General features: G+C 62.8%; 13 protein-coding genes. 4 read left to right on the top strand and 9 right to left on the bottom strand.

Translation table 11 applies throughout. The features are described 5' to 3' along the window. Nucleotides 1-92 precede the first annotated feature (92 nt). A complete protein-coding gene (locus VGN72_03180) occupies nt 93-761 on the bottom strand; it encodes a PEP-CTERM sorting domain-containing protein (GenBank protein HEV7298341.1) in 669 nt (222 codons plus the stop codon). A 75-nt stretch (nt 762-836) separates the two neighbouring features. After that, complete coding sequence (locus VGN72_03185; GenBank protein HEV7298342.1) at nt 837-2,195, bottom strand: glycosyl hydrolase; 1,359 nt, start codon at nt 2,193-2,195, stop codon at nt 837-839. A gap of 443 nt (nt 2,196-2,638) precedes the next feature. On the opposite strand from VGN72_03185, the gene VGN72_03190 reads away from it, so the two are divergent. Next, a complete protein-coding gene (locus VGN72_03190; GenBank protein HEV7298343.1) occupies nt 2,639-4,375 on the top strand; it encodes a coagulation factor 5/8 type domain-containing protein in 1,737 nt (578 codons plus the stop codon). 583 nt (nt 4,376-4,958) lie between these two features. Then, on the top strand, nt 4,959-5,729 hold the full coding sequence (locus VGN72_03195; GenBank protein ID HEV7298344.1) for a prepilin-type N-terminal cleavage/methylation domain-containing protein: 771 nt from the start codon (nt 4,959-4,961) through the stop codon (nt 5,727-5,729). Between the two features lie 708 nt (nt 5,730-6,437). Here the strand turns inward: VGN72_03195 and VGN72_03200 are convergent. From VGN72_03200 to VGN72_03210, 3 genes are all read right to left on the bottom strand, one after another. Then, nucleotides 6,438-7,742: a glycoside hydrolase family 2 TIM barrel-domain containing protein gene (locus tag VGN72_03200; GenBank protein ID HEV7298345.1), complete on the bottom strand. Its 1,305-nt coding sequence runs from the start codon at nt 7,740-7,742 to the stop codon at nt 6,438-6,440. Nucleotides 7,743-7,801: 59 nt separating this feature from the next. Then, nucleotides 7,802-8,389 carry a hypothetical protein gene (locus VGN72_03205; protein ID HEV7298346.1) on the bottom strand — a complete coding sequence of 196 codons (588 nt, stop codon included), beginning with the start codon at nt 8,387-8,389 and terminating at the stop codon, nt 7,802-7,804. A 164-nt stretch (nt 8,390-8,553) separates the two neighbouring features. Next, nucleotides 8,554-9,303: a prepilin-type N-terminal cleavage/methylation domain-containing protein gene (locus VGN72_03210; GenBank protein HEV7298347.1), complete on the bottom strand. Its 750-nt coding sequence runs from the start codon at nt 9,301-9,303 to the stop codon at nt 8,554-8,556. Between the two features lie 708 nt (nt 9,304-10,011). Between VGN72_03210 and VGN72_03215 the strand changes: the two genes are divergently transcribed. After that, nucleotides 10,012-13,221 carry a hypothetical protein gene (locus tag VGN72_03215; GenBank protein ID HEV7298348.1) on the top strand — a complete coding sequence of 1,070 codons (3,210 nt, stop codon included), beginning with the start codon at nt 10,012-10,014 and terminating at the stop codon, nt 13,219-13,221. A gap of 205 nt (nt 13,222-13,426) precedes the next feature. Here the strand turns inward: VGN72_03215 and VGN72_03220 are convergent, their stop codons facing one another. After that, on the bottom strand, nt 13,427-14,746 hold the full coding sequence (locus VGN72_03220) for a XylR family transcriptional regulator (GenBank protein HEV7298349.1): 1,320 nt from the start codon (nt 14,744-14,746) through the stop codon (nt 13,427-13,429). Nucleotides 14,747-14,931: 185 nt separating this feature from the next. Between VGN72_03220 and VGN72_03225 the strand changes: the two genes are divergently transcribed. Continuing rightward, a complete protein-coding gene (locus VGN72_03225) occupies nt 14,932-15,954 on the top strand; it encodes a hypothetical protein (GenBank protein ID HEV7298350.1) in 1,023 nt (340 codons plus the stop codon). A gap of 656 nt (nt 15,955-16,610) precedes the next feature. On the opposite strand, the gene VGN72_03230 is transcribed toward VGN72_03225, so the two are convergent. The 3 genes from VGN72_03230 to VGN72_03240 form a co-directional block, all read right to left on the bottom strand. Then, nucleotides 16,611-18,851, bottom strand: coding sequence for a sugar-binding protein (locus VGN72_03230; GenBank protein HEV7298351.1), 2,241 nt, complete (start codon nt 18,849-18,851; stop codon nt 16,611-16,613). Between the two features lie 170 nt (nt 18,852-19,021). Beyond that, nucleotides 19,022-21,160, bottom strand: coding sequence for a hypothetical protein (locus tag VGN72_03235; GenBank protein HEV7298352.1), 2,139 nt, complete (start codon nt 21,158-21,160; stop codon nt 19,022-19,024). Between the two features lie 142 nt (nt 21,161-21,302). Further along, entirely contained in the window at nt 21,303-22,190 is an 888-nt protein-coding gene (locus VGN72_03240) for a prepilin-type N-terminal cleavage/methylation domain-containing protein (protein HEV7298353.1), read from the bottom strand. Between the last annotated feature and the right edge of the window lie 289 nt (nt 22,191-22,479).

Here is a 22,479-nt window from a genome sequence, read left to right on the forward strand (position 1 = left end):
CTCGTAGAGGAAGTTCCGGCGAAGGAACGTCAGCTCGCTGCACGAAAGCTCGCGCCCGTGCGCCAGCAGGCGCCATGCGAATTCAGCCTGAACTACGGCTGCCGCCGCCGCAGCAGGGCGAGCATCGCCGCCCCGCCGAAAACGCCGAGAGCCGCGGGCTCGGGGACAGCGGCGGTCTCGATGAGCGACACGTCGTCCGCAAACATCGCGCCGCCGCCGTTGTCGGGATTGTTCAAGAACAACATGACCTCAACCGACGTGGTGCCCAAGGGTGCCACTGCCGACACCGTCCGCTGGGCCCAAATGTCGGTGTTGCCGGCGGGCGCAAACGCCGGGCTGATGATCGAGTCTCCGATGGCGACGCCGCCGGAGTCTTTGAACGTCAACCGGACATCTTCGGTGGCGTTCGCGCTGGTGATCGCGTCACTGGCCGCGTTATAGAACCAGGCGGATGCCTCGTACGTCATGCCCGCAGTCGCCGCCACGGACTGGTAGATGCCAGCATTGGGCCCGCTGTACGTCTTGCCGCTCTGGGTGCCGGTGCGCGCATGTGCGGCGCTGTAGTAGGCCGAGTGAGGCGAAACCCAATTGTTCCAACCGCTCCACGGGTTCGCCGCGGTTGACACGTCACCGGCGGCGGCACTCGGTGCTCCTTCGGATTCCTCGAACCCACCGGCGATCAGCGGGGCCGCAAAGGCGGACGACCCGACCGACATGGCACCGACGATGGCGACGGCACCGACAATAAGTGTACGAAACATGGCCATAGGATCCTCTCCCTCAATGAAGCGCCCGCGGACGCCGGAACCGGCAACCGCACGGGCACTGAAAATGGTTCAAGACATGACCGGCGCTCGATTGCGACGCGCCAGCAGGACGATCGTGCTTATAAGCGAGAACAAGCCCGCGGTGCCCGGCTCCGGCACGGGCGTTACCAGCGAGCGAAACTCGAGCCAGTTGATCACCTGCCCAGGCCGCTGGAACTGGAGCGAGAGCGACTCATATCCGGCGTCGAGTTGGACCTGCGTGACCAGCGTACGCCAGCCGCCGGCCTCCATCCACACGGAGCCAAGCGTTTCGGTCCCATCCAACAGCGTGACGTTGCCCCACTCGCCGGCAACCCGCAGCGACACCTCGTAGAGGCCCGGCTGGTCCACGAACAGGTTGTAGTTCAGCTGGGCGCCGTTCGCCGACGATACCATGTCGGCGAGGCCGGCGGCGTCGCCGGTCGCGCCGATCACCTGGTCGATCATCGTCACGTACCGCTCGGCCTGCAGCCGGCCGTTGGGCCGGTAGTACAGGTCCGGGTCGTGCACCGGCATGTTCACGTATGTCTGGCCGAGCGAGGTCAGCACCCCCGGCTCGGACGCCAGCAGCGAGATGTGCGGCGTGGCCGAGCTGTTGCGTTCCTTGAACCACGCGTACGCCTCGACGTGCGAGCTACGCTCCATCAGGTCGACCGTCTTGATCATGTGGTCGCGGGCGGCCGCAACAGTCGGGGCGTCCCACCATGCGAATTCGGTGACCCAGATCGGGCCGGCGAACTGCTGCTGCGCCTCACCCAGCCAGTACTCGAACCCGCCTCGGTTGTCGTACGCGTGGAACCCGATGCTGTCGACGGTCGTGTTGTTGCCCGCGGCCTGCTGGAAGAACTGGGTGAGGAACGACTGCATCGTCATCGTTCCGTTTACCGCCATCTGCGGGCCCGAGACGGGCACCCCGTACGGGGCGGCGATCGCCTTCACATTCTTGTAGACTGTGGCCGCTTGGGCCGGGGTCATCGTCGCTTGCCCCTCCAGGTTCGGCTCGTTGATCGCCAGCACCTGCCGCGGGAGGTTGCCGGCGGCGTTCGCATCGGCGAGGTAGTTGCTGAGGGAGTCGAGGCTCCCCGACGTCCCGTTCCACGCCATCGGGATGAATTCCATATTGGCATTGCCGGGAATCGACTGATTGGGGGTGGGAGCCCAATTGTACCACCACGACACGCCTGGACTCAGCGCGGTGAAGTCACTTGCGTTGAGGAAGTTGGCCGACACCCCCCGCTTGACGCTCTGTACCTGTGCTGCCGCGTCCACGATCCGCACCTGCCCATGCGCCGCGCCGGCCGCCATGCCCCCCAACGCGGCGAGCGTCGCGGCGGCCATGGCCTGAGTCGACGGGCGACGGACGTGTCGGGCGGGGCGATGTCCAGTCATGCGAGCATCGTTCATCTAACCACCAATCTCATTTGCACAGCGTCGACCGGACGTGGGCCAAGGGCAACCCGATCCGAGGCGAGGCGACTTAACCAGCGGGAGTTCGCGACGAGGCCACTGCTCGCCGCACGGAAGATGCGATTCACTATGCCCTACGTTTCGCGGTCGGCAAATTTCTTCGCACATTTTCGGCTTGGGAGTTTGCGGGCCGCGCGCGGCGTCGAGAAACGACGCGAGGCGGCAAGAACTTTGCCGCATATCGCAAAGCACATCCTGCCAGCGTGGGCGATGATGCACGGTTCGGACTGTTGGTGCGAAAGGCCAATCGTGTTCGCGCCTTTTGAGCATTTGGGTGGCCGCGCTGCGATGCGAGCGCGCACGCCCCAACTCGTGTCGCCGTGGGACGCGCGATCGGCGTGCGCGGCGAGAAAGATTCGAGGATTATGACGAACAAGTTCGCTACCACCCTGGGTCTCGCCACTGCTGTGCTGCAGCCCCCGGTCGTCAAACTCGAATTGCCCGCGATGGCAGCAGTCCCGGACTTTGGGCCGAACGTGCTCGTTTTCGATCCGAGCACGCCCGACATGCAGCGGCAGGTGGACGCGCTGTTCGCGAAGCAGGAAGCCAGACAGTTCGACGACAACCGTCACGCCGTCCTGTTCAAGCCGGGGCGCTACGAGTTGGACGTGCAGGTCGGCTTCTACACGCAGGTGGTGGGTCTCGGGCGGTCGCCCACAGACGTTGCGATCGCCGGCGCGGTTCGGACCAACGCCCGATGGATGCGGGACAACAACGCGACGTGCAACTTCTGGCGGTGCGCCGAGAACATCAGCATCCGCCCGGCCGTCAGCGATGCGGCGAACGTGTGGGCCGTGTCGCAGGCCACGGCCCTGCGCCGCGTGCACGTCGCCGGCGACGTGCACCTGTGGGACGGCGGGTGGTCGAGCGGCGGGTTCCTGGCCGACTGCGTGATCGATGGCACCGTGACCAGCGGGTCGCAGCAGCAGTGGCTCTCCCGCAATACCGACTGGCGCCGGTGGGACGGCGGGAACTGGAACATGGTGTTCGTGGGCGTCAACCGTCCACCCTTGGATAACTGGCCCCATCAGCCGTACACGGTGATCGATAGCGCTCCAGTGGTGTGCGAGAAGCCCTACCTGTACGTGGATGGCGACGCCCGCTACGCCGTCATGGTGCCGCGGCCAAGGATCAACGCCAGGGGCGCGTCTTGGCAGACCGGCCATCAGGGGAAAGGCATCGCAATCCCGATTGACCGGTTCCACATCGCTCGCCCCGACCGCGACACCGCCGCGACGCTGAACGCGGCGCTAGACAAGGGCAAGCATTTGCTGCTGACGCCCGGCATCTACGAACTGGACGACGCGCTGCGGGTGACGCGGCCGGGTACGGTCGTGCTCGGGCTTGGGTACGCCACGCTCCGCCCCACCGCCGGCACGCCCGCCGTCGTGCTGGCCGACGTCGGTGGAATCCGTCTAGCCGGGGTGCTGCTCGAAGCGACCGTGTCCGGCTCGGTCACACTGCTGCAGGTGGGCGAGCCGGGCGCCACCACACGCGCCTCCCACGCGGCCGACCCGATCGTGCTCTCGGACCTGTTCTGCCGCACAGGCGGCGCCATCGCTGGGCGGGCCGACACGTTCGTCACGATCGATGCCAACCATGTGATCGGCGACAACCTGTGGCTCTGGCGCGCCGACCACGGTGAGGGTGCCGAGTGGAACGTCAACTACAATCGTAATGGCTTGGTCGTCAACGGCGATGACGTCACGATGTACGGCCTGTTCGTCGAGCACTGCCAAGAGTACCAGACCATCTGGAACGGCGAGCGCGGGCGGGTCTACTTTTATCAGTCCGAGATGCCGTACGACCCGCCGAGCCAAGAGGTCTGGTCGCACGATGGCGTCCGTGGATTCGCATCGTACAAGGTCGCAGACCACGTGACGCAGCATGAGGCGTGGGGCATGGGCGTCTACAGCTACTTCACCCGCGCGGCGGTCGTCGCCGACTCGGCGTTCGAGGCCCCGGCGGTGCCGGGCGTGAAGCTGCGGCACCTCGTGACGGTGCGGCTCGGTGGGCAGGTCGGTAGCGGCATCGCCAACATTCTCAACGACCGGGGAGGGCCGAGTGTGGGCAGCGGCGTCGTTCCAGTCCGAATGGACTGACCGGCACCGGACGCACGAGCCGTCCTCGTCGCCCCTCGCGACCCGCACAGGCGATGCGAACGGGCCCATGCGTGACGCGGCAGGGTCGGAAAAGCCAATTCGGTCGCCCAGCGTGCGACGAGTCACGGCCGCAAAATGAGAACTGCGGGCGACTGTTGTCCGAGCGGCCGTGGCCGCTCATTCGGCATCGAGATTATGGGGCTATTATTGGTAATTTACTCGTACTTTCGGTTGAAGTCGGACTGAAAATGCGAACCCTCATTCTCCTGACAATAGCCGTCGCAAATTGTGAATTGTTTTTGCGTGAATCGAAACGCATGGTCGGACGCACGCGTGTAAAATTCACCCGTCCAGACAATTCTTTTGGCTGTCCATGAACACTGACGGCTTGGCGGCAATCGGTCGCCGAGCATCTATCACTTCGAAGCAGTCGGACAGACCAGACGTGAGATCACTTCCCCGCTTATGTCGGGCGCTCGGGGCGCCCAGAACAGAAACGTCGAGCCGGTGGTCAGTGAGAAATCGGCTTCCGCTCGATCGCTGCACGTTGAACCGTGTGCATGTCCTGCCCAAGGAGATCGTCATGAAGAACGCTAAGGCTCAGGTCGCTTCGGTTCGCAATGGTTTCACGTTGGTTGAGCTCCTCGTTGTAATCGGGATCATCGCCCTGCTGATCTCGATCCTGCTGCCGGCCTTGGGCAAGGCCCGGGCGTCGTCGGCCAGCATCAAGTGCCAGAGCAACCTCCGGTCGATGGGCCAGGCGTTGATGCTCTACACCAACGCCAACAAAGGGTGGATCCCTCACTGCTTCGGTCCTGACAACTACGCGACCAAGTCTGACAACTTCGATGACTACCTCGCCAAGTACATGCCCGGTCAGCAGCACGATAATGCGACTGGCGACCGGTTTCTGGAGTCGGTCTTCCTCTGCCCCAGCCGGGTGATCACCGACCTTCACTGGTCTGAGATCACCTACGCCAGCAACCGGGGAGCGTTTGCATTCAACTGGGACGGGAACCAGAAGCTCAAGAAGATCACGAAGATCAAGCGCACCAGTGAGGTGATCGCAGTCGCCGATGCCAACCAGGCGTTCCCGACTGGCGGGTCCTGGGTCTACTTCGATCTCGCCGCCTATTACGAGCCGGCCGTGCCAAATCCGGGTCAAAAAATCGTGGCCAACAACCCGGTGGGTGGGAACAGTGACATTCCGTGGAGCGCCACGGGTCTTCGGTACCGCCACCACGAGCGGAAGCGAAACGTCGACGGATTTGCCAACGCCGTCTTCTTTGACGGGCACTGCGAGGCCGTTCGGGCCAACTCGCTGCAGGAAAAGAACATTGCAGTGTCCTACTAGCCAGTCGACCGCACCCGCATAAGACCTTCAGCCGGCACCGCTGCGTCGGTGCCGGTCATCGCCTCGAACATGGCGGCGAGGTTCGGGTACTGGAGCACCAGATCGGCTCATCCGTCGGGCATGACCGCCTAGCCAACAGCAGGGACGCCAAGATCTGCGCCACTCCAATCCTGATTGAGGCGGCATGTCTGCAACCGCCTCAACCCAATGGTTCCAACCCTGCCGGAGATGACCCGCACACCACGTGCCGATGTCCCCAGCCGACGCATCGGGAGCGCCCTCGGCATATTCGAGACCGGAGCCAGTAGGGCAGCTGACGCCGACGAGGCGCCGAAACACGTCAGTGCGACCTATGCCCATCGGGTAACGGAACAAAGCAAGAACGCGGTCCAGCCTTGCTTGGAAGTGATTGGTCGTGCGTAAGCACTGTGACGGCAATTCCTCGCGCATCGGAATGATCTCATGCGACGCCGTCTTGCTGTTACGACGCGTATCGCAAGCCAACCGCTCAGCAAGAGAGGTCGACGCCGATCGGTTCAGGCACCGCTGACACCGATGGGAATCAAGCCAGCTGATAGCGTGTCCTAGCCGCTCGAACTGAAGTGATAACGAGTCGAAGCCCGCGTTGTGAGTAGCACCTGCGTGACCAGCATTCGCCATATACCGGCGCTATTGTCGATCGCACACGGGCGCTGTGTCGGCGTCACGTCAGTCTTCCGATCGTTCCACCACGATCGACTGCTGCGCAATCGCAAGGTTGTCGTGCTTGTCCTTCACGTACGCGTAGATCTTGATGACTCCGGGGTGGTCGGGAACCTTGATCTCGTAACCCGCGGCACGTGACCCGCGCGATTGCAGGTCGAGGATCTCATCGCGCTCTTTTCGCGTGGTCCCGCTCGCACGACGGTTGAATCGGAAGGAGATCTCGAGGGCGTCTTTCGACCCCTGAGTCGTCAATTCGATCGGCAACCACTGCCCGACGCGCGCAGCGTTCTGGCTGGCCTTGAACGAGGTAATCGCTGGAAACCGGGCCGCCGGCTCGCGGTTCCGATATGCTTTGTAGATCCCCCAGTAGGCGGGCCGCGTCAGGCCCGCCACTCGCGTGCTGAGCCAGACGGCGGCGTGGTCGTCGTTGTCGCCGTAATGAAACACGAAAGCGCCCAGGCACATCGGCTGCGGCCGAATCCACTCCCTGTAGCCCGTCGCGATGGCGTCATATTTCTCTTTGTCGTTGGGCTCGATTTCCAGGCCATTCTGATCTTTGGGCGCGTCCCACTCGCCGCGCACGCCGAACTCGCTGATGAGGTACGGTTTCGTCATGCCCATGCGTTTGTGTTCGCCGTCAAGTACGCCGGCGCCTGGACCGTACACGTTCGTGCCGTACACATCGACGTCGGCGGCGTGGTCCGCCCAATACTGCCAGCCGATGGTCCATGCCTCTACGGACATCACGGGATGGTCGCGATCAATCGCCTTGATCTCACGGCAGAGGCTGCCGAGAAACTTCGCATATGCGAGTTTTGCGGGCTCGGTGGCGATGTTCAGGATCACCTCGTTGCCGACGCCCCACATCAGCAGCGCCGGATGATCTTTGAATCGTTGCACTGTTGCCAAGGTTCGATCCAACTGCGCTTGCCGTCCGGCTTCGTCGCTTACCCAATCGAAACTGTCGTCACCCTCGGCGCCCGGGCGCCCATGTCTCAACCACAGGCCGAGAACGACCTTGATGCCGTGCCGTTCAGCGGCGTCGAGCAAGAGTGCAGACCGTTCCTCAGTGTCCCAAGTGCGGATCGCGTTGACACCGAGAAACTTCAAGTCCTTGAATGCCGCGTCGAGACGGTCCGGATCATCGATGCTGACGCCGAACGTCACGCCCTGCACCTGAAATGGGCGTCCATCGACAACGAGTGAAGCCTGGCGGTCGCGCACCGTGACTTCAACGCGGCCAGCCCGGGCGGTCGCGGTGATGAACGGAACAGTCAAGAGCATGGCCATCGTCGTGCTGCGGAACATGGTGTGGAACCTTTCGAATCATCCCTTGTGCCCCCGTGGCGATGAATCAGTGGCGGCGATTACTCGTAGCGAATGTCGTCGAGAAAAAAGATGACGGGCTTGCCTTGGCCGGCGACCACCCAGCCGAACCCCGTCTTGATGCGAGTGAGGTCCTTGCCCTCGAGGTCAATCGCGTACTGCTTCCAGTCCTTTTCGAGTTGCTGGTCTTTCAACTCGGCGTTCGCGGTGTCGTGAAACGGCTTGTCCTTGCCGATGTAGCCAAAGCCGAAGCTGACGACCTCTCCACCTTCGGCGCCTCGAGCCCAGAACGTGAGCTTCTTAGCGCCGGTCAGGTCGACGCCACCATCGACGTCGCCCCAATCGTTAATCGGACTTTGCGCAACGATTCCGCCGAATCCACTCGGACTCTTAAACTCGCACTTCATGCTCGTATTGCCCGAGTGGGGGTTCGCAGAGTCCTTGTCGTCCATAGCAACCGAGGCACCATCGCCCATCCAGCCCGACCAGACGTAGGGCGCGTCAACCAGGTCATCTTCAAACACGGGCAGTGGCATGGTCCCCTTGCGGGCGGCAGCGATGGCTGTCCAGGCCGTCAAGAAGCCGATCAGCGCCGCGCACACGAATGTTAGCTGGATTTGCTTGTTCATAGTTCAGGAGCGCCGCCGACCGGCGGCGCTTTCCCATTTTCCCGGTGCCATCTCCAGAAGCTGGCGACGACTTGAAGCTTCCAAATTTTACTGACTCGTCATCCTGCCGTACCCCGAAGGGTCTCCTTGGTTCCGGATGACGATCAGGGTTGTTTAAGAAGCTCTTAGTAGGTCCACGCGACGTTTTTTTCCTGGACCGTCCGGAGGCGCATCGACTCCGCGTGCCCGTCGAAGAACACGGCGTTCGCGGACCCGTCCTTGTTTCGGTTTCGTTCGAAGTGCCGATACCGGAGGCCGGTCGGCCCCATGCCGTCGGTGTTACCGAGGATTGGGATGGCGCGGCCTGGCTGCGGGCCAGGGACGGGGCTGGTCGGCTTGTGCCACGTGTCGTTCAGGTCATCCAGGTAGACCCACGAACCGCCGTCGCCAAACGCTTGATTGTTGTCGCCGATCGCGATCACCTCTGAAGACCGCCTGATCTTGACGAGCTTAACGTAGGCAACCGGCCCACCCCAGTTGAACACGAACGGACCCGGCAACGCGCCGTAGTGGATCGCCATGTCGACGGTGGTGGTGAGGTTGAGCGTGGCAGTTGGGCAGAGGAACACTCGGGCAGCATGGGTGGCCCTCCCCGAGCTGTTCGCGGCATTGCCGGGCAGATACTTGGAGAGCAGGTCGTCATAGCAGTCATTGGGATTGCCACCAGGCCCGTACCCGTGCGGCAGGGAGCCCTTGTTCTCATTCGTGTACATCAGCAGCGCGATCCCCATCTGCTTCAGATTGCTGAGGCAGCTCGCGTTCTGGGCCGACTGCTTCGCCTTCTGCAGCGAGGGCAAGAGGATCGAAATCAGCAGTGCGATGATACCGATGACCACCAGCAGCTCGACTAACGTAAAGGCATGCTTCCTTGACATGATGCTCTCCTTGGCCATGTCGACAGTGCGGCTGTCGTCGACGATGATGACAACGAATGAAATGACGTATCAGTAACTATTATGCTTGTAATCGGTCGACTTGCCTTTCTCCATGCGACCTTCCGGTTTACGCTATGCGCACAGTGGGGCCACCTTGGTTCACGAAGTTTCCCGAGGGCATGGCTGAGCTGCCAGACGAAAAGAACCTCTTGGGGGCGGCCCCGCCCTGATTCTCAGATTTCGCACCGCGGCTTTAGGGGTTCAAATCAGTTCGCTCACCTGGCTGGATCAATCGCTAAGGGCTTTACCCTTCAGTTCTCGCAACGCGCATACGGTAACAAGTCCGTCGCCGCGAGATTTTGCGCGGCCAGCGGGCCAGTCGCTACGCCCCGCTCAGCTTAAGAACGCCTCAGGAAGATGGTTCGCTTGCACTAACTTGTCGAGTTTGTGCGCATAGCGTAAATCGCGTTTCGCGAATGGTAAGGCCTTCGACATTTTATGGCGTATGTTAGGACCGTGCGTTGAGGAAGGAGCGGAGGAGCAGGGCTTCCTCAGCGCGATGATCAAGTCTCTTTAGTATCAAGTCACGCCGACAGCAATTAGTGCAAGATTCGCCGTTCGTCGAACGCATCGGAACTTGATCCGATCGCGCGGGCGTCGTTCGTCGATCCGTACGGCACTATCTGAGGCATTTTGGAGGACGAGGCCATGTCGAAGCTTATTGATCGTTCATTTGGGCCGGGTCGCTGGCCAATCGGGCACCGTGCGGTACGCGCCGCGGCGGCGGTGGCGGTGGTGGCGATGGTCGCTGCCCATGCCTCGGCCGAGACGTGGGATAACACGAGCACCGATTTCGATTGGGATACACCGACCAACTGGAATCCGGACACCGTACCGGGCTCGGGTTCAACGGCGACGTTCTCCAGCAATGCCGCGGGCGTGATCGGTACGATCGACCTGGAAGGACAGGCCCAGAGCATCGACGCGCTGCAATTCACGCACGGCTCAGGGCTGTACACGATCGGCACCGCGATCGGCGATGGCTCGCTGACGCTCAATCAACTGACGAAGACCGGCGGTGGGAACCTTACCATCAACTCCGGATTGATCGGAGCCGGGTCGGCGCTGACGCTGAACGTCAGTAACCAAACCACAACGATCGCTGGCACAGTGACGGCTACGAACCTCACAAAGGGTGGCGACAACACGCTCGTGCTGTCCAATCTTGGCAACGCGATCAGCGGCACGCTGACGGTCGGCTCAGGCACGGTCGACGCTCGCGGCGTTGGCTCGCTCGGGCCCGCTGGAAGCGCGGCCATCGCGATGTCCGGTGGTACGCTCAGCCTTCGCAGCACCAGCGCCACGCCGAATCCGCTGGTGTGGGGCAACAACGTCACGATCACCGGCAACGCGTCGATCAACGTGGACGCCGCACCGAGCACCAGCGGTTCGGGAATCACGCAGCGCCTGGGCAACTTGTCGATCGGCGGCCAGCAATTGAGCTTTGGCAACGGCAGCAACCAACGCCTGTCGTTCGTCGGAACGACGCTTAGCGGTAACGCGACGTTTTCCAACGCGGGCGGCATCAGCCTCGGCGCGTTGGACGACGGCGGCGTCGCTCGCACGATCACCGTCACCGGTGGCAGCAGCAACAACGGCGGATTCAACCTCGATACGGCGGCGGCAAGCCTGACGGCGGGCGGCACCCTGAACGTGGTGAACGGCGCGACCGTCTCCCTTGCGACGGCAAACGCGTGGAACTCGACGATCAATGTCACCGGCGGAACCGTCAACTACAACGTCAACGACGCGCTGGCAAACGGGTCGGCCGTCAACGCCATCGGCACCAGCACGGGTAGCAATACCGTCGGTCAGGTGGTGGTGAACAGCGCGGTCAGCAGCTTTGGCAACGACACGGTCTCCATTGCTTCGGGCAACGTCCTTCAAATCAACTCTAATGCGGCGACGGGCCTGACGCGCGGCTCGAACCTGACGTTGGCTCCTGGTGCCATCGTCTCCGAGACGGCTGCCAACCAACTCACAGCCGGCACACCCATCGCCAACCTCGGCACGAGCAATGACCTCATGCTTGGGCTGTCCAACGGCATCACGCAGAGCGTGACCGTCGGCAACGCGGGCGGCACGACCCCCTGGATGGGCATCAGTACCGATGCGTTGAGCGACCGCCAACTGAACAGCGGCAGCGTGATCACCGTCGCAGCGGGCGCGTCGCAATTCACGCTCCAAGGTGTGAACAACCGCGTGTTGGCCATCGCGTCCGGCGTCACGATCAACTCGGCCAGCGCATCAACAGCCAACCTCGTCGGTCGCATCAATTTGAACAATAGTACGGCCGGGGCATACAACAACGTGACGTTGCTCGCCAAGGCGGCAACCGCCAACTCGGCGGGCAGCGAGGTGACGCTCAACCAGAACGCCGGCTCCCTCCCCGGCGCCGTGGCACTCAACGTTGAGGGCGCCAATGCAATCGGTCTGAATCCGGCGCGGATCACCTCCATCACCAACGGAGCGATCAACGGCTCGATCAACGTGCAGAGCGGCGCAGCGAGCAACCTCCCGGGCGGGCAGGTGACGTTCGGCAACAACAATCTCTTCAACACCACCACGCAGGGGACCGTTACCGTCAACGTGGGCGGGCTGGTGAACATCACCCAGCAGCAGGCGATCAACAATGGACCGGGCTCCTCGGTCAACGAACTCGTGCTCGCGACCGATGCAACCAAGCCTTATCAGGGTCCGATCGTTCAGGTTAACACCGGTGGCCTGAACGGCACCGGACAGATTGCCCGCACTGGCACGGGTGCCGTGATCTGGCAGCTGGGCCAGTCAGGTGCGCTCAGCGGTGCCCAGCTAACCCCTGGCACAATCCAGGCTGGGGACATCGTTCGGTTGAGCGCTGACAATATCACGAACCTCAGCAACGTCACCGGCGCCGCGATCTACGAAATCATCAACGATCGCAACGAGAGCACCAACAACAGCAATATCAACCTCAACGGAGGCATGCTGGTCACCGACCAGAACAACCGCGTCGTGGCGACGACGGGCGGCATCAATGTTGGCTCAGCTGGCGGGACGTTCGGGGCACCCAACGCCGGCTCGTTCCGGATCAGCGCGCCGGTCCTGGCGGCCGGCAATGCACTGACGCTCGGCGTCAACGCGGTAATTGATCCGATCCAGCAGAACAGCGCGACGAAGATCAAGGATGGCCTGATCCGTTTCAACACCGACGGCGCTGCTAACACCGTCACGGCCGGCTCGGTCACCCTCGCGGTGGGTTCCGCCGAGTTCACCAGTGGGGCCAACTCGATCGGCAGCTACACCAGCAACAGCACCGGCAAAACCTTCGCGTCAAACGGCACGACAGGATCGGCGTTGGGCACGGCGAGCGTGCTGATGAACGCGGGCATCCTCGCCACGGGTGGAAACGGGTCATCGACCGGCACGCTTGCCGGCCTCGTCTCGGCCGGATCGGGTGCCCATACGTTCGCGCCCGGAGACCTCGGCGGCATCGGCACCCTCAATCTGGCGGCGGCCGGTAGCTCGCTGTCGCTCAACGGACTGTCGACGTTGCACTTCGACATCAACGGAACCACTGAGGCCAGCGACCTGCTGGTGCTCACGGGCACGTTGGACATCAGCGGCGGCACGCCGAGCATCGCGCTGCAGACGTTCGGTGGGACGCTGGACAGCGAGACCTATACGCTCGCTACGTTTGCGGATTCCGCCATCAACCAAGGCAGCTTCAATCTGCCGGCGGCGCCGTTCGGTTATGCGTGGTCGGTGTCGTCAACCGGCATCCAGTTGACCACCGCCGCCGTTCCCGAGCCGTCGGGTCTCGGGCTTCTGGCCCTGGGCGCGGCCCGGTTGCTCAAACGACGGCGCGCGACGCGATAGTCGGTGGCCATCTAGATTTGCGCCCCAGCGTTCTCCTCGGCCTGACGGTCCACCCGTCAGGCCTTTTTTTATTGCTGTTGGGCGAATCCCGTCCGACACGAACGCGACGGGCGTCCTCCGAACGCTCGGCGTCGTTTGCGAGACGGACACGTTGTATTGCGATACGGCCGCGAGGTGCCATCGTGGCCGCGCTGCGTAAGGAGGCCTACAGGCGGGTCGGCTTGGCCGCCGATCTCACGTGGGTCCCATACAGTCGGCGAAATTCGATCGGGCTGATGCCGGTTTCCCGGCGGAAGACGGCCGAGAACTTGGACGCGCTCGGAAAGCCACTTTGAAGCGCGACGTCGATGGCCTGTAGATCCGTGCTGACCAGGAGCGTCTTCGCGTTCGCCAGACGTGTCCGCAGAATTTCGTTTCGCGGCGTACGACCGAGCAACGTGGCAAACTTTCGCTCCAACAGGCGTCGCGAAATCATCACGGCCTCGGCGACGTCGCCAACCTCAATGGGAGCCGAGGAGCGGCGTCGAATAAAGCGGATGGCAGCCACGAGATCGTGATCGTCGATCGCCAGGACATCGGTCGATTGGCGGACTGCGATCCCGCCCGGCTTTACCTTGATCTCCCTTGTCGGCGCCGCCACCGTCCCACCCATCAAGCGGTGCAGGAGCTCGGCGCCTTCGTATCCCACCCGCCTTGCCGAGCCCATAATGCTCGACAGTTCCGGCGTCGCAAAGCCGCACTCCAGCAGGCTGTTGTCGACACCGAGGATCGCAATGTCTTCCGGCACTCGCGTCTGCAGGAAGGTACATGCGTTGGCGCAGAGCATGGCCGCGCGATCGTGCGCCGCGAACAACGCGACCGGTTTGGGAAGTTCAGCCAACCATCGCGTGATCGGACCGGTGACCGCGCGCGCGACGAGTTCGCCATGATCGGCCTCGAACGACGCCGCGTCGTATCCGCTCTGCCTTAGCTGTTGGCGATATCCTAACAACCGCTCGTCAGACCAATCCGTGCCGCGATATCCAGCAAACGCGAAATGACGAAATCCGCTCTCGAGAAAATGCGTTGCTGCGATGCGACCGATCGCGAGATTGTCGGTCGTAACCCGTGGCACGCCAGCCATCACCGGTCCGCCGATTTGGACGGTGGGCACATTCAAGCGATTGATCAGTCCAAGCCAATCGCCATCGGTGTTGCTCACCAAGATGCCATCCGGCGCCCAAGACGTGGTCGACGCGACCGCTATCTCAAATGATGGGTATACTTCCAACACCCATTTGGCCCCGCCTTTCACGAATTCCTGCACGCCCATCACGACGTCGCCGAAATAGCCGACCGTGGGGGGGAAGAAGAGCCCGATTAGCAAAGGCGAGCTAGCCATTCGTGGTGCGATCAAAAGTGCCGAAGCCTGCGCGTTTCGTAACCCGCGGCGGACATCGACGAGTAGCACGCGTTGACATGTGCGCTCAATTGTCGTTGCCGTACTGACAGGCGTCAAATCAAAATGCGGTTGCTCGACGTCCACATGCTGTCTTGACGTTGTGATAGCCAGGCGTGCGCAACGACGGTAAGGTGACACGCTTGTGTAGCACGCGAGCGATCGCACGATGGCGGCCTAAAATGCGATCATGCATGTCGATGCGATAAGCTCGAGTCGGCACCTGTTGGCAATACGGCGGGGCCTCCCACCCTACAGGGCGCAACTTTCCAATGCCGGCTCCCACCGCTGAAACCTCAGGCGATCTGCCGTGCCACCAGTGCGGGTACGACCTGCGCGCCCACCCGCATGACGGCAAATGCCCGGAGTGCGAGGCGTCCGTCGCCGAATCGGTGCGAGTGACCGCGATACCCGGCCGCCCGTCTTGGCGGAACAGTGACCCGCGCTGGCGGCGGCGGGTGCTTGCCGGCACGTGGACCCTGGTGCTGTTGCCGCTCGTGGACATGCTGAACACGCTCGGGTGGGCTAAGAACGTGCCCGTCCCCACCGTCTTCGACTACCGGCACACCGTCCGCACGCTGGACGACACCCTTCTTTGCAGCGGCATGGACGTGTACGAGCCGCTTGTCTTCTGCATCGGTGTGGCGCTGCTATGCTCGAACGAGCGCGGGCGACGCCCCAGCACGCTGGACTGGACGCGTCGCTGGGGTGTCCTATGCAGTTACGTCGTGCTGCTGCTCAGCGCCGCTCAGGTGCTCTTCATCGTCGCACTGGTCCTGCTCGGCATCGCCGCGCTCTTGCAGAGCATGCCGCCGAAGTATCAGCCGGGCACTACGGAGTTATTCGTTGACGTAAGCACGGCCAACCTTCGGTACGGGCCCCACCCGCAGGAAATCGCGAGCCTCGTGCTTGTAGCATTCTCCTCGATCGCGATCCTGCTGGCCTGCGTCCCGCTCTTCGACGCCCTGCGCAGCAGCGGCCGAAAGGCGTTCGCCGCCGTCCTCCTCGTTCCGCTCGCGTTGTTCGCATTGGTTTACGTCGCGCAGGTCGGTTGGTCCATCGTGAGCGACCCACGCGTGGGGTCGCAGGAATTATTCGGTTACCAGACCTACTTCTGGCCCGAGTTATTGATCGCGACGTTCACCGGTCGTCAGACGGACTGGAGCGCGTCTGGATCCGTCGTGAGCCCGCTCGTAGAAACGACGAAATGGTGCGTCCTCTTCGTGACCGCCGTCTGGTTGACCGCTGGCCTGCTCCTGACAAGGTGGCGGGGCCGGAAAACGCCGGCCGCGTAACTTCTACCCATTCGGACCCCTTCAGCAGGTGGCGATGCCCGCAACGACCTTCCCTGTGAGACGGGCGTGCTGGCTGGCGGGACCTGCGACGTGCGAGGTCCCCTACCTGTAATTACCGGGTTGGCGGGCGGAAGGGGTTAGGAAGGTGGGAAAAATTCTTGGCCAGTGACCTGGCACAACGGTAGGCTCCTGGTGCGGGACTGGGGGATGGGGAGCGTTCCCTGCTACCTGGTCCGCATTCTAGATCATGATCTTATGTCACCCGAAGACCAGCCGCCGAAGCCAATTCTGATTCATCCTGCTGCCAATGAACGTGGGATGACCGAGCTGCACTTTGCTGCTTACTGCAATGATGCCGAGGCGGTCGCCTCCCTCTTGAACGGCGGTGCCACGGTGGGGCATAGGCCGCCCCCTGCCTCCTCCCGCCCCGCTCGCCATCCCGGCCGAACAGGAAACAGCCCAAAACCAGCCCGAAACGAGCGAACCCCGCTAACTCGGTTAACGGGGTTTGCCAAAGAGATTTTACCCGTACCATCATCGCAGCCGCCGGTTCCGATCGGCTTGGCCGCCGCACTGTGGGTAGTGCGCGATGGGCGGCGGCGGCCAACACGATTGGCTGGTTGTCTACAGCTGGATGCTGTCGGGCCGAACGTCAGTCACCGGAACGTCGCAAACCCCCACACTGATCGGTCGGCGGCGTTGCGGCCGTTGCCGCTCCACATGAACTGGCGCAGACGGCGGTTGCCATCGGCGCTGTCGTCGACGGCGAGATCGAAGCGGACCGTCTGGCCCGGCTGGGGCGTGAAGCCGAGCGTCGCGAAGGGGATGGCGGCCTGCAGGCGGTAGCCGGCACCATTCACGTTCGGCGTCACCGCGACGTTCGTCGTGTCGGGCTGTCGGTCGGCCTGAACGAAGTGCCACTGCGACTGGCCGTCCACCTGCCCCGCGCTCAACAGCACCTGGTGATCGCCGAATCCCAGCGGGCCACCGGCGTCCGGGTCGCGCGAACCGATGAACAGCTCGACGCCATCCCCCTTCCAGATCGGCTTGCCGGTCTGCAGGTTCTGCATCGGTGTCGGATCGACGACGTCGACGAGCACGTGCAGGAACTGATCGTCGTAACAGAGTCGAAACGTCGCCTCCACGCCGCCGGAGTCGGCGCCCGAAACCATGCGCTGGCTTGAGATCGGCTCGCCCGGAACCCCCGGATAACCGCTGGTCGTCCCATCAAGTTGTACCGGCCCGACCGCCCGCCCAATGCTTACCGAGCGGCTGGCGGTCGCGCTGACGACGAACCGCGGGTCGTCCCATGCGAACGCCTCGCGCTTGCCCAGCACGACGTCGTACACCGTGTGGTTCGTCTCCATCATGTGGGCGAGCATTGGCCGGTACGGCCGGTCGCTCGTCGCGATCAGTCCCGTGTTGAAGTTCTCGCCGCTCAGCCCCTCGTGCGCACGGCCGAGGACCGACTGGTCGACCGTCTCGAACCAGGTCGACCCGATCACGAACCCGGTCGCCGCGGTCTGCTCGACGTAGTTGCGGTAGCCCAGCCCGCGCATCGCCTGCGTCTCGACGCTCTTGGCGGGGCCGGGCACGCCCGACTCCTGCGGGCAGCTGTAAAAGTACTCCGACAACAGCAGCGGTCGTCCCGACCACGCGTGGACGTTCTTCAGGAACGCGTGGTCGATGCCGTACGTGTAATAGTTGACCGACATCACGTCGAGGTACTTGCCTGCGATCTCCAGCAAGCGCCGGTCGCTGGTGGTGGCGGTGAGGAACCGGTTGCCCAGCAGCATGTGATTCGGGTCGTGCCGGCGGAACGTGTCGGCGATCAGCTTGTAGTACGTCTCGAAGAAGTGCTCGACCATGGCCTGCAGGTCCGCCGCGGCCACGGCCGTCTTCGGGAACAGGTTGGCATCGGGCAGTTCATCGAACGAAGCGAACGTGGTGCCCCACGCTTTATTCAGCGCGTCGATCGACTTGTACTGCTCCTGAAGCCGACCGACGAACTCGCGTTTTACCGCATGCGAGCCGTCGAGCTTGGCGATCAGGCGCGGCACCTCTTCAAAGTGCGGCTCATTGTTGATGAAGTACCCGATCAGCACCTGCTCGCTCGCCTTGGGCGCTAAGATCTTTGCGAACGAAGCATCCATCGCAGCGCGGTTCTTTTCGTCGAACGGATCGAAGACGTGTTTGAGCTCCTTAAACATCGTGACCCCGTGCCACGTGATCGGCAGCGAGATCATGTACGGGTACTTCAACCGCTTGCTGGCGGCGGACGGTCCACTGAAGGGCCCGCCGGCGTTGAAGCCCCACTTGCGCAGCCGCTCGACCATGCGGGTCTGGTAGGAGTCGCGGTCGTAGGGTTTCCCGTACTTCCTGATCTGGTTGGCCAAATGGAACGAGAAATTGTCGGTGCCCCCGTCCTGGTACGCCGTGCGGAACGGTCCGTCGGCCGGCGGTAGCCATTCGAACACGCTCTCGGGTCGGCCCTTCACGCGCACCCAATCGTCGCCGGGCGCGTACACGCAGACGCCGAGCATGTAGTAGAGATTCCCATCCGGGCTCACGAGGTGCCAGCGGTCACCCTTCTGTTCGACGTGGAAGAATCCGGTCTTCTTCAGGCCCAGCGCCCCGCCGCTGCCGGGCAGGCCGCCCCACGGATCGCGCGCAGGCGGGTTGATGGCGTCGTAGTACGCCTTCTCCCGTTCCACGTCGGCCATCAGGTCCGCCTCGTCGCGGACCTTATCGGGGTAGTCCATCTGCGTGTTCTGACCAAAGCGATCGACGGCCGGCGAAGCGGGCGACGTCGTCGGCTCGGCGCCGAACGCAGGACCAACGAAGCCGAGCAAACAAACGGGCAACAGGGAACGGCGCAGGGGGGACAGGAATGTCATATTGGCTCCGAAACGTGGAATGGGCGTCTCGCCCTTGCAGTTAAGTGGGAGGAAAGCCGGATCTGTGCCAGTCGGGCTAGCCGGCCGCCGAAGATGAACTGGAACTTCTGACATCGCCGGCCGCATGGGCGAGACACCCATGCGGCGGCGGAAGTCGATGTACCGGGCGGCTACTTGGCCAGTTCCAGCCGCCGCTTGATCGCCGACAGGTTGGCTTCGCGGACACGCTCGAGGAGCGGCCACTTCGGGCGGTCGGTTGTGTCGACCATTCCGAAAGCCCAATGCTCGCCCCGGGTCAGCTGCTGGTTTGGCTCGCCGGCGTCGCGGCCGGTAAGCGCTTGGTCGCGGTACTGGAACCATTCCACACCGACGATGTGTGGGTTCGACGATGTCGCTTCCAACCACTTGGCGTACAGTTCACCCGCCTCGGCCTCAGAGTAAACGGCCGAACTGTTGGCGGCGTAGCCCTTGGCGAAGATGGGGAACGAAAACTCGCCGATCAACGCGGGCTTGCCGGTTTGCTTGATCAACTTCAGCAAGTCCGGCTTCTGGAATTCACGGTCGTAGTAGTCGAACCCGACGACGTCGACGTGTTTGGCCATCACGTGCCAGTCTGCCTCCGACTCCCACCATCCGTGCACAATCCAGAAGCCGAAGTACAGGTGGTTCGGGTCGATCTCCTTGAACGTGCGGTAGACGAACCCGTAGTACGCGTCGGCGAAGAACAGGCGCATCGCTTCGATGTCGGCTGCAGGGGCCTTGGCGTTGGTGGCGGATTCGAGATCGGCGATCGTCGTCACCGCGGGCGGCAGCTGCCACGCCTTGGCCAGCGCCGCGACGTCACCGTCGTAGCGCGTCTTCAAGGCGTGCGCGATGATGGCCTTCTTCGCCGGCAGCGTCGCGGGCTTGGCCAGGATCGCAGTGATCTCCGAACGTAGGACGATCTCCTCGTGCTCGTTGCCCAGCGACCAGCCGACGACCGTCGGATCGCCCTTCTGCGGCTCAATATTTTTGCGGATCGTCTCGCGGAACTGGGATTGTACTTCGACGTCGAAGATGTCGGGCATCTTCACGATCTTCGGCACACCGCTGCGCCGCACGACCGGTTGGCGCGGCAAACCCGGGCGCGTGTCGCCGGACCACTTGGCGACACCACAGAAGCCCCAGTGACGAATGCGCTCCTCGAGCGAGTCCATGTGCTGCTCGGCCCAGTCGGCCTGGCCGTACTTGCGGATCAGGTTCGCGATTGGGAACGAGAATCCACGTTCGGTCCAGGCGTCGGCGAACTGACCTTCGCGCGGGGGAAGCCATTCGTAAAGGAATTCACGCCCGCCGGTGAACGTGCGCTCGAATACACCGGGCGCAGTATCGACACCCGTGTAGAAGACCGGATTGCCTTCCGGCGAGATGAGGAAGTCGAACCCGTTGCGCCGCGCGATCTTGTAGAACCCGGTCGGCTCTTCCTTCCACGGCGAGGCGGTGTACCCGCCGTAGGCGTCGCGATCGGTCGGCAGGCCCCATTGGGCATATCGTTCGGCCTCTTCATCGGCAAACGCCTTGAGCTGCTCATCGGCCGTCACTTTCTTGTCCCAGTTGGCATGGACGGCTTGACCGTACCGATCGACGAACGGCGCGATTTCCGAAATGGCCGGCGCGGGGACCACACGGAACGTGGTCTCGATCGTCACGCTGTCGCCGGTGTTCAGGGACACTGGCAACCGGGCGGGTGCTTGCGGGTCGAACAGGAATAGTGGCAGGGAAGTCGCGTCCGGGTCGGGCAGATCGGCCGATATCGTCTGATCACCGGCCAAAATCTTCAGTGCCGACACGCGGACGACAAACTCCGGATCACCGGTGATGGCCTTGTACGGCAGACCAGAGACGACGTCGGTTTCCTCACCGGCCTTGGGAATGAACCCACCGGGGCTGACCGCGACGGACTTCCCATCGATGAAGAGTTCCGCTTTCGACGGCGAGATGACGGCACGCACGCGATAGTCGTGGCCTGGCTTCCACGGGCCGTCCTGCGACAGGAACCGCCAGGACTTGCCATCTCCGACTTGCAGATTGAGCTTGAGCTTGTCAGCGGGAATGTTGCGCGTGTCGGTGCTCGTCTCCAGCAGCAGGTTAAAGCCGCTCTTGGCGCTCCAGCTCTGCAGCATGGCCAACTGGTAGCGATATTTGCCGGCCGGCTTGGCGACCGGGGCGGCGGTGTCGGCCGGTTGCTGCTGGGCGTCCGTGGGGAGGGCCGGGAGGGCGAGGAACGCCGGGAGTAATAACAATGGTAGCAGTCGGCGGGGATGGCGCACGGGGGGAACTCCTGGATTTTCGAGTTACGATACGACCCGCGGCGGAACGCACACGGGTCGAACGAAGCTGGCGTACGGAGCTGATGCTGGCGACCGACGGTCGCGAAGGGTTCGCGACCGTCGGCGGTGGCCAGCGCGGTCGCTAGTAGTGCACGCCGTGATAGTTGTCGAAGTCGACGAAGATCCCGCGGCGCGGACGATACGCGTTCCAAGCCGCCCCGTAACCGCTCGACCCGTAGATCATGCAGGTGCCCGTACCACCGTCGATCCCGTCGCCGTAGTTGGCTTTATAGACACTGAATGGGACGATCGAGACGGAGCCATCAGCGAAGTACACATTGACGTTCTTCGCAAAGTGCCCGTGCGCCGACGTCTGACCAATGTTGGTGTTGTTCGCCGGGATGAAGTCTGACGCCAACGCGACGCCCGACTTCATCCGCGAGAGCTTCACGGGGCCTGGCTGAACCGTGCGGTAGTCTTCGCCACCACCCGCGATCGAGTCACCGTAGTACGAATAACGATATCCACCCGCACCGTTACCGACCCAAGTGTTCATCGGGCGCAGGCTAAAGCCAATCGACGTCCGGGTGCCGGGCCTGAACGGGAACGGATTCTCCGAGGTGGCATATTGGAATCTGGGCATCGACTGCAGTGGGCAATAGTACGTCTTGATGTCCTTCGAAACCTGCATTAACGCGTCGCCGAGCGGCGAGAGCACGTTCGTACCCGCGGTCGTGCTGAAATCAGCGGCGACCAAACTCGTCTGGCTGGCGGTGCCCGAATAGCTCGACAGCGGCGCATAACCCTTGTTTTGCGACGCGTACATCTGCAGGGCCATTCCAAGCTGACGGAGGTTGCTCCCGCAGGCGATCAGGTTGGCTTGGAAGCGCGCCTTGTTCAGCGACGGCAGCAGGATCGAGATCAGCAGCGCGATGATGCCGATGACCACCAGCAACTCGACGAGCGTGAAACCGACCAGTCCATGATACTGGGGGTGGCACTTGGCACCTTGAAGACGTGAACGATTCATGACGACCTCCGTATACCCTCGGAACCGAGGGGTCACTCGACGACAGGACCCCAGCACGGAACGAGTGGTGAAATGTTGGTTTGACCATCTACTTAAATCGATCAGCAGCTGAACGCGCCGATCTGTAATGGACATGTTCATTTCCAGATGAACAGGCGACACTGAAACTATACAACAGGTCTCATAATGGTCAAGCAACATTTCAGATTGGACATGTTCACTGATTTCGCGGTGCGATCACTTCAGATGCGGCGTGCGGCAAGTAGATTATGCGTATTCTCGCGGGAAC

It is taken from the genome of Tepidisphaeraceae bacterium, assembly GCA_035998445.1.
Classification (GTDB): Bacteria; Planctomycetota; Phycisphaerae; order Tepidisphaerales; family Tepidisphaeraceae; genus DASYHQ01.

Excerpts from the sequence above, each read along its gene's own strand:
- VGN72_03180 (HEV7298341.1), bottom strand. The coding sequence starts at position 761 with ATGTTTCGTACACTTATTGTCGGTGCCGTCGCCATCGTCGGTGCCATG.
- VGN72_03185 (HEV7298342.1), bottom strand. The coding sequence starts at position 2,195 with ATGACTGGACATCGCCCCGCCCGACACGTCCGTCGCCCGTCGACTCAG.
- VGN72_03190 (HEV7298343.1), top strand. The coding sequence starts at position 2,639 with ATGACGAACAAGTTCGCTACCACCCTGGGTCTCGCCACTGCTGTGCTG.
- VGN72_03195 (HEV7298344.1), top strand. The coding sequence starts at position 4,959 with ATGAAGAACGCTAAGGCTCAGGTCGCTTCGGTTCGCAATGGTTTCACG.
- VGN72_03200 (HEV7298345.1), bottom strand. The coding sequence starts at position 7,742 with ATGTTCCGCAGCACGACGATGGCCATGCTCTTGACTGTTCCGTTCATC.
- VGN72_03205 (HEV7298346.1), bottom strand. The coding sequence starts at position 8,389 with ATGAACAAGCAAATCCAGCTAACATTCGTGTGCGCGGCGCTGATCGGC.
- VGN72_03210 (HEV7298347.1), bottom strand. The coding sequence starts at position 9,303 with ATGTCAAGGAAGCATGCCTTTACGTTAGTCGAGCTGCTGGTGGTCATC.
- VGN72_03215 (HEV7298348.1), top strand. The coding sequence starts at position 10,012 with ATGTCGAAGCTTATTGATCGTTCATTTGGGCCGGGTCGCTGGCCAATC.
- VGN72_03225 (HEV7298350.1), top strand. The coding sequence starts at position 14,932 with ATGCCGGCTCCCACCGCTGAAACCTCAGGCGATCTGCCGTGCCACCAG.
- VGN72_03230 (HEV7298351.1), bottom strand. The coding sequence starts at position 18,851 with ATGACATTCCTGTCCCCCCTGCGCCGTTCCCTGTTGCCCGTTTGTTTG.
- VGN72_03240 (HEV7298353.1), bottom strand. The coding sequence starts at position 22,190 with ATGAATCGTTCACGTCTTCAAGGTGCCAAGTGCCACCCCCAGTATCAT.